General features: G+C 40.9%; 9 protein-coding genes. All 9 read left to right on the top strand.

The window, feature by feature from the left end:
• Positions 1 to 1516 (top strand): DUF2345 domain-containing protein (locus tag C1A47_RS16675; protein WP_162625977.1); only part of this gene is annotated, 1516 nt, incomplete at its 5' end.
• A gap of 12 nt (positions 1517 to 1528) precedes the next feature.
• Positions 1529 to 2881, top strand: a complete 1353-nt coding sequence (locus C1A47_RS16670) for a hypothetical protein (protein WP_111896150.1) — start codon at positions 1529 to 1531, stop codon at positions 2879 to 2881.
• Between the two features lie 31 nt (positions 2882 to 2912).
• On the top strand, positions 2913 to 3899 hold the full coding sequence (locus C1A47_RS16665) for a PoNe immunity protein domain-containing protein (protein WP_111896151.1): 987 nt from the start codon (positions 2913 to 2915) through the stop codon (positions 3897 to 3899).
• A 93-nt stretch (positions 3900 to 3992) separates the two neighbouring features.
• The gene (locus tag C1A47_RS16660; RefSeq protein ID WP_111896149.1) at positions 3993 to 5531 is read left to right on the top strand and encodes a hypothetical protein; all 1539 of its coding nucleotides are present in this window, start codon (positions 3993 to 3995) and stop codon (positions 5529 to 5531) included.
• Between the two features lie 73 nt (positions 5532 to 5604).
• A complete protein-coding gene (locus C1A47_RS16655; protein ID WP_111896148.1) occupies positions 5605 to 6783 on the top strand; it encodes a gp53-like domain-containing protein in 1179 nt (392 codons plus the stop codon).
• Between the two features lies 1 nt (position 6784).
• Complete coding sequence (locus tag C1A47_RS16650; RefSeq protein ID WP_111896147.1) at positions 6785 to 7066, top strand: hypothetical protein; 282 nt, start codon at positions 6785 to 6787, stop codon at positions 7064 to 7066.
• Complete coding sequence (locus tag C1A47_RS16645) at positions 7066 to 8196, top strand: hypothetical protein (RefSeq protein ID WP_111896146.1); 1131 nt, start codon at positions 7066 to 7068, stop codon at positions 8194 to 8196. Before C1A47_RS16650 ends, C1A47_RS16645 begins: the two co-directional genes overlap by 1 nt.
• Positions 8196 to 8732: a hypothetical protein gene (locus C1A47_RS16640; RefSeq protein WP_111896145.1), complete on the top strand. Its 537-nt coding sequence runs from the start codon at positions 8196 to 8198 to the stop codon at positions 8730 to 8732. Before C1A47_RS16645 ends, C1A47_RS16640 begins: the two co-directional genes overlap by 1 nt.
• Before the next feature lie 9 nt (positions 8733 to 8741).
• Positions 8742 to 9050 (top strand): hypothetical protein, encoded by a 309-nt coding sequence (locus C1A47_RS16635; protein WP_111896144.1) that lies wholly within the window; start codon positions 8742 to 8744, stop codon positions 9048 to 9050.
• Positions 9051 to 9328 lie beyond the last annotated feature (278 nt).

The following is a 9328-nucleotide window of genomic DNA, read 5'->3' as shown; positions in this document are numbered from 1 at the left end:
CAAAGTAGTCGGCCCTTCAGGTGAAAGCATCCATGTCGATGCATGGGGACGCATCAAAGTCCGCTTCCTGTTTACCCGAACCGATGACCATAGCCATGATGGCGGTGCAGGTGCCAATGACAACGACACCGACTCGGCTTGGGTGGATGTGCTGACCTCATGGGCAGGAGAAGGCTATGGCGCACGCTTTCATCCACGGATTGGTGAAATCGTGGTGATTGACTTCTTTGATGGCAACATCGACCGTCCATTCGTCACAGGACGCATCCACGAAGCAGAACGCAACCCGACCAAATTCGACATTAAAGGACAATTGCCTGATACCAAACAACTCAGTGGCATCCGCTCACAGGAAGTCGATGGTGAAGGATTCAACCAACTACGCTTTGATGACACCACAGGGCAAATCAGCACCCAATTACACAGCAGCCATGGAGCCACCCAACTGAATTTGGGTAACCTGAGTCATCCCAAAGAACAGGCGAGCAGTGATGGACGGGGAGAAGGCTTTGAACTTAGAACCGATCAGTATGGTGCCGTACGCGCGGGACAAGGCTTACTGCTGTCAAGCTATGCCCAAGACCAAGCGGAAGGACAACACCTGAATGCAGAAGTTGCCCAACAACAACTGCAAGGCACAGCCAGCAACAGCAAAGCTTTAAGTGATATCGCCAAAAACCAGCAAACCGATGCGATTGAATCGGTAGAACAGCTACAACAGTTTGCCGAACAACTGGAAAAAGACGTTGCCAAATTCAAACAGGCACTAATCTTACTCAGTTCCCCGAGCAGTATTGGACTATCCACAGCCGAAAACATACACCTCTCAGCCGATGCCCAGATTAACCATGTGGCAGGCGATAGCATTAACCTCAGTACCCAAAACAACTTCATCACCCATGCCCAGAACAAGATCAGTCAGTTTGCAGCACAAGGTGGGATTAAGCAGGTGGCGGCCAAAGGTAAGGTAGAACTACAGGCCCAGAATGACGGACTGGATGCGATTGCACGTAAGGGCATTCAGATTACCTCGACGGAAGACAGCGTTTACATCACGGCTTCTAAAGAAATCGTACTGGTCAGTGATACTTCACAAATGAAAATTAACGGCAGTGGAGTGTTTGTAACCACGGGCAGTAAGTTTGAGGTGAAGGCGGGGCAGCATGTGTTTACGGGTGGGGAGAAGGTTCCATATAGCTTACCTGTATTAGGCGAAGTAAAAAATTTCCTAGAGCTTAACTACCATTGGCCAACTTTAGAACCAGTGAAAGGAGCACCATACTTGGTCATTTTTGAGAATGGTCAGAAATTTACAGGCACATTAGATGAAAATGGTTTTGCGAAGCTGATGAATGTTCCTGAGAACCAAGCCTATGAAGTTTGGTATGGGGAGGATCAGCGCGAAGTCAGTGTAGACATTCCAGCAGACAGTTTATTAGAAAACTTTAGTGACGATGATCACTCAGAATTAGCCCTTCTTTTAGAAAATTGGGATAACAACGAAGACGAAGATTAGGATAAAAATATTGTGGTTACAATTACAAAAGATGATGTTGGTCTTATAACAAGGTCAATTGCGATTGGCTTTACTCCCGCAGGATTGGCACTGGATATCGCTGATCTTGCTCGAGCAAGTTATAACTTATACCGTAATCGAACAGATGATAACTATTTTGAAGTGATTCTTTGCATTATTGGATTCATTCCGGGTGCAGGTGATGGAATAAAAACCGGCTTAAGAATTGTGAATAGACGTCCAGAGTTACTCTTTGAGGTGATTCGATTTGTCATGGTTCAATGCAAGGTCTATGGAGATCCTGAAAAATGGTTAGATAGTATTATTAATGTCCAGAAAATACGGCAATTGATTCAAAAAGCTAAACAAGAGGCTTTAAATGCATCTAATAAAAATATTGATAGTCAATGGGCAAAATACTGGGTAAATCAGAGTATCGAGCTTTCATTTAATTTTATTGATTCCATGGTATCTAGACTTGTTGAATTACTTCTCAGGAAAATTTTGCATTGGAAAACCAAAGTCCCAAAAACATCCGCGCAGATTCATAATCATTCAGGTGCCAATAATAAGACGCAAGGAAATTCTGCACATAGTACGACTTATGGAAATAATGCGGCTAAGGATGGTCATGCAAAAGGTGGAAAAGGAAGATCATTATCTCGATCTGATATTACTCAAATCTTGACCAAATTAGCAGTAGGAGGGGTTGGTGAACATATGGCGGATTATTGGGTTGCTGATAAGCTGGGTATTAAAGTGAATCATGATGCTGGTCAACAACCTACACAAAAAATACAGAGGGTTATGACAAAGCTCTATGTTGGTGTTCATGATATAGGTATTGATGCAATATGGAAATCAGATAAAAAAAATATCGGAATGATGAATACTAGAACTTATGCAATTATAGAGGCAAAAGCTAGTTTAAGCATTAGAAGTAAGACCCCAAACTCTTTATTAAATGATTTAAATAAACAGCATGATGATTATTATAGACGGAAAGAGCGTGATAATGCCCGAAAAGAGAAAAGGCAACCAAAGCGAAAAACACCAGAGAAAAAGACTATGCTGTATCAACAAATGAGTAATCAATGGGTTGAATCCAAGTTGCCTGGGGCACAGAAAAATTTAATTATTAGGTCAGGCTATAGTCGTCATTTAATTTACTATGACTTTAGTAATTCTGAAACATTAACACATTTTAATACTTTGGCATTATCATTAAAGAACTCTCAACCTATTGATCATAAAGAGCATTTAAATGAGCATACACCAACTAATTTCTGGGGTTCAGCTAAGATAGATGAAGTACTTAATGAGCGGGTGACAAGAGCAAATAAGAAAAATGGTTATACAAAGTAAAAATTGACTCTTATATATGTGGGATAGAGGTATGTTAAATTTTCTTGAAAAACGTAGACAACAATTTTTAACAGAGGAATATTATAAAGATAGATTGTATTATTATATCGAAGGTATTGATGGATGGAAGGAAAGTGATGCATTTGAGGATGATCAGTATAATTGTGGTGATGATAGACGCTGGAATCTTATAAGCCATGATTATTCTTTCTTATTATATCTTGAATATACAGCAGGAAAATCAATAGAAGATATAACTTATTTATTTGAAAAATTAATTGAAGCTTATGAAAAACAATCTGAAGCTTTGGCAATTTTTCATAAATCAGAAAAACCATCAGTCATTGTTGGAGAAGGAGGTTTTATTGCACTAACCATTATTAGTTTAGCTATCTTGCTTGATCAAAATATTTTGCTAAAAAAAATAGAAAAGCTTATCAATGGTGAAAGTGGTGGAAACTTTGGGGAAGATGAAATAATTAATAAATTTTTTAAATTGACAAATTCAAATCATCCTAACCCTGAAAAGGATGGAATTTACAGCTATGCCTATGCTCCTTTATGCGATGTTATCGATAATGTTATTTTCAAAAAAAATAAAAATCATGCAGTTGAATTATTAAATGACTATTTGTCAGATTGGTATAAAATACATAAAAACACTAATTGGTATAATAGCCACTTAGATCTAGAGAATAGTTATGAATACTGTGGTTATTGGGCATTTGAAGCCGCAGCCCTAGTTTATTTACTTGATCTAGATGATCGTTCATTGCATAAATATTTGTACTATCCAAAAGATATTGTGCAGTGGATTCGAAATAAAAAGCCAAATCAAATTACCAAGAATGATTCAGAACAAGTAAGAGTTGCTGCTAGAGAAAGCTGCCCTCGATCTGGCTATTGGTTTACAGTTGCTCAAGAAAACTCTCGTCAATACTTTAAACAAGGTGACGTATTCCCTGATTTTGAATCGGATTGGGGGGATGTGTATTGGCAGTTTGATGGAGACAAGTGATCTTCATTATTTAGTTTAAATACTTTGGAACCCACAAAAAACTAACTATTTTCTACAACGTACCCTATCAACAAAAGTTGTTAGGGTATTTTTTTGGCTTTAAAACCTCTCAAAGACATTCCTGAATGGTGGGAACTGTGTGCACGATATCGATATGATATTTACGCCTTTGCTGTTGAAGCATTAGGCGTTAATCCGACTTGGCAGCAGGAACTCCTTTTTCAGTCAATTGCCTTTGATGGTTCACGTACCAGTGTTGCCTCTGGGCATGGTACTGGTAAAACAGCGTCATCAGGCATTGTTGCCCTATGGCACCTGTTGTTTTTTGAAGAAAGCATCATGCTGTTTACTGCACCGCAGATCGGGCAGCTCAAGAAACAAGTCTGGAAAGAAATCAGTATTAACCTTGATCGGCTTAAGCAAGGTCCTTATGCCTGGTTAGCTGATTATGTTGGCTATCAATCAGAACTGGTCTATATCAAAGGCTACAAAGAAAAATGGTATGTCTTTGCCAAGACGGCACCTAAACATCAGCCAACCAATATCGCAGGTATGCACGGCGATAATTACATGGTCTGGATCGATGAAGCCTGTGGCGTCGATAATGCTGTCATGGATGTGGTACTAGGCGCACTGACACACGAAGATAACCGTGCCGTCATGACCTCTCAGCCTGCCAAAAGCTCAGGTATGTTCTATGACACACATCATAAGCTCAGTCATAGAGTTGGTGGTGACTGGATCTCACTAGTCTTTAATGGTGAACAATCACCATTGGTCAGCCAAAAGTCAATTCGTGAGCAGTTGCTAAAATATGGCTCCCGCGAAGATCCTCAATACCAGATCCGTGTATTAGGGCTTTTCCCTGATCGTCTGGATGAATTCCTAATCACTATGCGTCAGGCTGAAGAATGCTATGTCGGTGCAAGTATCTTTGATGAGCATCAGTTCGGTTACGTCATTACGGTAGACGTAGGCGGCGGTGTAGGTCGTGATGACTCAGTGATTGCTGTGTCTAAGGTTTGGGGTGAAGCACAGTGGGGTGAACGTGCTCGCCGTGTTGAAGTAGTTGATATTCCACTATGTAAGAACAAAGACAATATCGATGAACTGTTTGGTGTCATCAATGAATGTATTAACTACTACCCAAATGCTTTGCTTGTGGTGGATGATAATGGCGCTGGGAAAGGCTTAGGTCAGAAACTTAAAAACAACGGGATCTTCTATGTACCTGTTTACTGGGGTGGCGCCTGCTTTAATGATGAAAACCGTAAAGCCTATGTGAATAAACGTGCTCAGGCTTATGTTTGTTTGGCACGGGCTATCTATCAGGGACGTTTTAAGCTTAAAACCAAGAAGCATTCTGTCAAATTTAAAGAGCAGATCATCCATATTCCGTATGTGTTTGATGAACAAAGCCGCTACAAGATTAAGTCCAAAGAAGAAATGAAACGCGAAGGAATTAAATCACCCGATTTGGGCGATGCATTTGCATTCCTGTTCTTGGAAAATGTGCATTACACCGAAGCCTATGAACAGGTGGATCAGTTTGATGATAGTGCTGAAGGTCAGGAACAGTCAGAGAAAGCCAGTCGCTTTGCCAAGTTGCGTGAACAAGCCAAAGGCATGTAATTCTGGAACACAGTAAAAAGCTCAATGATTTGCCTCAGTAGTATGGACCTAATTGGATTTGGGTCTGTTTTTTATGTCTGTGCAATTTTATTTAACGGATGCGGGTAAAGCTGCCGCGATTGATGCTGGCAATCTTGATATTTCAATCAAATTGGCATATATCGCCGTGGGAAGCGGTCAATATGATGCATCTACTGATGCCGCTGCACTCAGCTCTTTAAAGACGCAACTAGCAAAATATAGTCTAAGCGGTGGTAGTACTCAAAATGGCACATTGAATTTGATTGCAGCAATTGATTCTACTATTACCGCAGATATCTATGAAGTGGGGTTACTCACCACGGATGGAATTTTGTTTGCAGTGGCTGCGGTATCTGGATCTGATCCTTTATTCAACCTGGTGAATGAAATCACCACAATTATCACCATTGGGCTTGCATTGGCAGATATTGATGCAGGTGCTGTGACTATTTCAATTGATACCAATACTTCAGCTGCAGCACAGCTTCTGAATGAGCATTTGGCAGCTGATAATCCACATCCTCAATATTTTGTCTTGCAAGATGGCAATACTGTCAATGGAAACAATACTTTCAATGGTGATAACACCTTTGCAGGTAAAAATAGTTTTACTGGTAAGACTACTCTCAAAGAAGTCAATATTACAGGCACATTTACCGTTAATGACAAAGCAACCTTTACAGAAAAAGCAACATTTGATGGAGAGGCTGAATTTAATGAACCTGTTACCATCAATAACACTTTAACTGCAGATCAAGTCACAACAGAACAACTCAATATTGGCAAGGGTACTGATGGCGATAGTGGTACCAAGAAAATTGATTTCTATCCTTATGGTAATTCGACATCCTCAGCATCAATTCAGGCAGATACGGAAGGTAATTTAAAACTTGAAGCTACAGGTGAAATTCAAATTGGGGTGTGTGAGAAATCTCAAAATGGTTATACCACCTTACCCAATGGTTTAATGATGCAATGGGGAACTGTTGATTATTCCACTCGACCCAGTGAAACCTTAGTTGAAGTTATATTTCCTAAAGAGTTTTCTAATGCGTGTCTAAATGTTCAATTAACTCGAAAGCAAATTTCAAGTTCAGGAGCAAGTGGTGATGGCACGGCAAATCTAATTCATGGAAGTGAAAGTAAAACGGGGTTTTCGGCATGGTTACAACTCATTATTAGCGATACTGCCTCATTACGAGGTTTTACATGGTTTGCGATAGGTTATTAATATGATCAATGATTATCGCAATGCCATCCGTGAGCATATTGAACGCTTAAAGAATGTAGGCAATTTAAGCAACATGATCATTTGGGATGTTCAGGTTGATGAAGCTTCAGATCCAACGCTTTTAAGTAATAGAGCCTATAACACCCATCAACATGTAGATGTGGTGCTGGTAGCGTGTGGTGTATCAGGAGTATGGGAGAAGTTGCCAGAACAGCGGATTGTTTTACCTTTACTGAAAGATGTGCTTGCCTTACGCAAGATCTATATGACGGATGAAGTGTAATGGCAGAATTTGAACCCGATGCTTTACGTGCTATTCATCAGCATCTGAACCAGAAAGCCCAACAAGGAAATTTACGCCAGCAGGCAAACAAGCGTTATGGCAACCTGAATGAGCAGCGGCTGCATGCAGGCAAAGGTGATGCCAAACGTGCTGAACCGACGTTTTTACGTCCTCAGGATATTCAAAAAGGCGTGGATTATGATGTTGAGAAGGTGTTTTATACCACGCTGGGTAATGATATTCGCCGAGTTACCCGTGATGATCTGGTTGCTTTCCAAAAGAATATTGCCTTGTTGCAGGATCAGTATAAGAAAGGGATTACAGCAAAGCAGGTAATTAACCTGAGCTTGCCATTTGATATTCAAAAATCCAACAAGCAGATTTTTATGGCTGTGCCATTAAGCATGAAAAATGGCGTAATCCATTTTATGACCAATGCCAGTAAAGACAGTTCAGTCACTGAGCACCATGTGAATGTTGAATTTGTGCGTTATCCAACCTTGGTGATGCAGCCACATGCTGTAACCAAGGATCAGATCCAGAGTTTGGCCAAAGGCAAATTACGATTTGAGTGTGATTGCGGTCGGCATACCTACTGGTTTCGTTATATCGCTTCAATAGGTGGCTATGGTTATGGTCGCCAGGAAGAAGGTTATCCCAAAATCACTAACCCACACCTTGCTGGGGTGGCATGTAAGCACGTTTTACGGGTGATGTCTTATATCCAGTCACCAATGTTTAGTCAGTATCTCTCCAAGCAGATTGATAAAGAGCACAAGACTCAGAATGGTCTGCGCCGTAAACAAACTGAGAAGCAACTAAGCAAAGAATTGGATCAACAGTTGCAGATCCTTGAGAGTAACGCAACCAAGGTGATTGTCCGCAATGAAAAGGCTGCTCAGAAAGAGATGTTGCGCCGTGCTGCAAATCTGTCCAAGGCTCGAATTAAGGAAGCAGAAAAGCGCCAGCGTAAGGAGTTGGAACGCTTAGCCAAAGAACAAGGTCAAGTGGCAGCTGATGTCATCATTCAAAGACAGAAGCAGGAGGCATTAAAGCGCTTGGATGCATTACTGGCCATGAACCTGATTAGCCAAGAGCAATATTCAATGTTTAAACGAGGGGCAAAATAATGCTGAATACAGCAGTAAATCGGGTTGCGAATGGTCGTCGTCTTGCAGCACGGCGTATTGTGATGAATACCCTTGCCAGTGTTACTGCGCAGTTATGGCGTAAGCATGTGGTGTATGACAATAAGCAAAATATAACAGAACCTGAAAGTGGATTGTCCTTTGAAGCTTTAGCAGTTTCAGCACAGGATGAGCCAAATTACAGCTATGAATACATTGGCATGGTCTATGTGCTGGCAGACAAATTTGGCGGCGGCTATGTGCACAAGAACTTCTCTATGGTCAATCCGAATGAAGTGGCCATTTCTACCCAAATTGAACCCTATGACGATACGCTGCAAAGTTTGGCTGAGCAGATCAATAACATTCCGGACATGCATATTCAGGAAGGGGATTTGCTTGGACTCTCGGTGTATGAGGAATTTCTAGTGTGGTTTGAAGTGGTCAGTTTGACTGGGCAAACGATCATGGCTGACTTTGGTACCAAGTACATTCTGAATCGCCGTGATGATCTACAGTTAGATCCAATTAAAGCTTAGAGCAAAGTCATGGCATATCTCTTATTCAAACAAGTAGGGCTGAAAGTAGGTGATGTTGGGGTGAAATCTCAATGTACTTCTGCAATTTTTAATTATCAGGTGATTGGTGCAGGTGCTGAGGTTGAGTTCTCAGGATCAAATGTACCTTTGGACCTACTTGATCAAAATAATGAAGACCATTGGGTACCAATTGTGACCATTACTGCAGGTGTGGCAGATAGTGAACCATTTCGGCAGCATTGTTGGAATTCTGTCCGTTATAAGGTGATGACGGGTAATGATGTGGCAGTGTATGTGACCAGTGGGGTAAGTGGATGATTTATCCTAAGCAACTGGAAGAATGTCAAAAAGTAAAATTTGATAATGAAAAGTTTGGTTTACAGTTAAAGCTGTTCGCCATCCTTTTGGGATCTGTACAACCAAACTATTTGGTAAAGGCTATTACACCATCTGAAATGTTGAAAAGAATATCCGTGGTGAGAAGGTACAGCATGGGGATTGAGTCATGAAATTGATCAGGAATTTTTGCAGAGAATTACATTTTTATCGCTGTAGATAAAGATGATCTACGGCCAGAAGCAATTGAAATTGGATCA

Source organism: Acinetobacter sp. MB5, assembly GCF_003261585.1.
Taxonomy (GTDB): Bacteria; Pseudomonadota; Gammaproteobacteria; order Pseudomonadales; family Moraxellaceae; genus Acinetobacter.
The sequence above is the reverse complement of the archived record's forward strand: the minus strand, read 5'-3'. Positions and strand labels throughout refer to the sequence as shown.

Coding starts and splice junctions, on each gene's coding strand:
- C1A47_RS16655 (WP_111896148.1), top strand. CDS start 5,605: ATGTCTGTGCAATTTTATTTAACGGATGCGGGTAAAGCTGCCGCGATT.
- C1A47_RS16640 (WP_111896145.1), top strand. CDS start 8,196: ATGCTGAATACAGCAGTAAATCGGGTTGCGAATGGTCGTCGTCTTGCA.
- C1A47_RS16650 (WP_111896147.1), top strand. CDS start 6,785: ATGATCAATGATTATCGCAATGCCATCCGTGAGCATATTGAACGCTTA.
- C1A47_RS16645 (WP_111896146.1), top strand. CDS start 7,066: ATGGCAGAATTTGAACCCGATGCTTTACGTGCTATTCATCAGCATCTG.
- C1A47_RS16665 (WP_111896151.1), top strand. CDS start 2,913: ATGTTAAATTTTCTTGAAAAACGTAGACAACAATTTTTAACAGAGGAA.
- C1A47_RS16635 (WP_111896144.1), top strand. CDS start 8,742: ATGGCATATCTCTTATTCAAACAAGTAGGGCTGAAAGTAGGTGATGTT.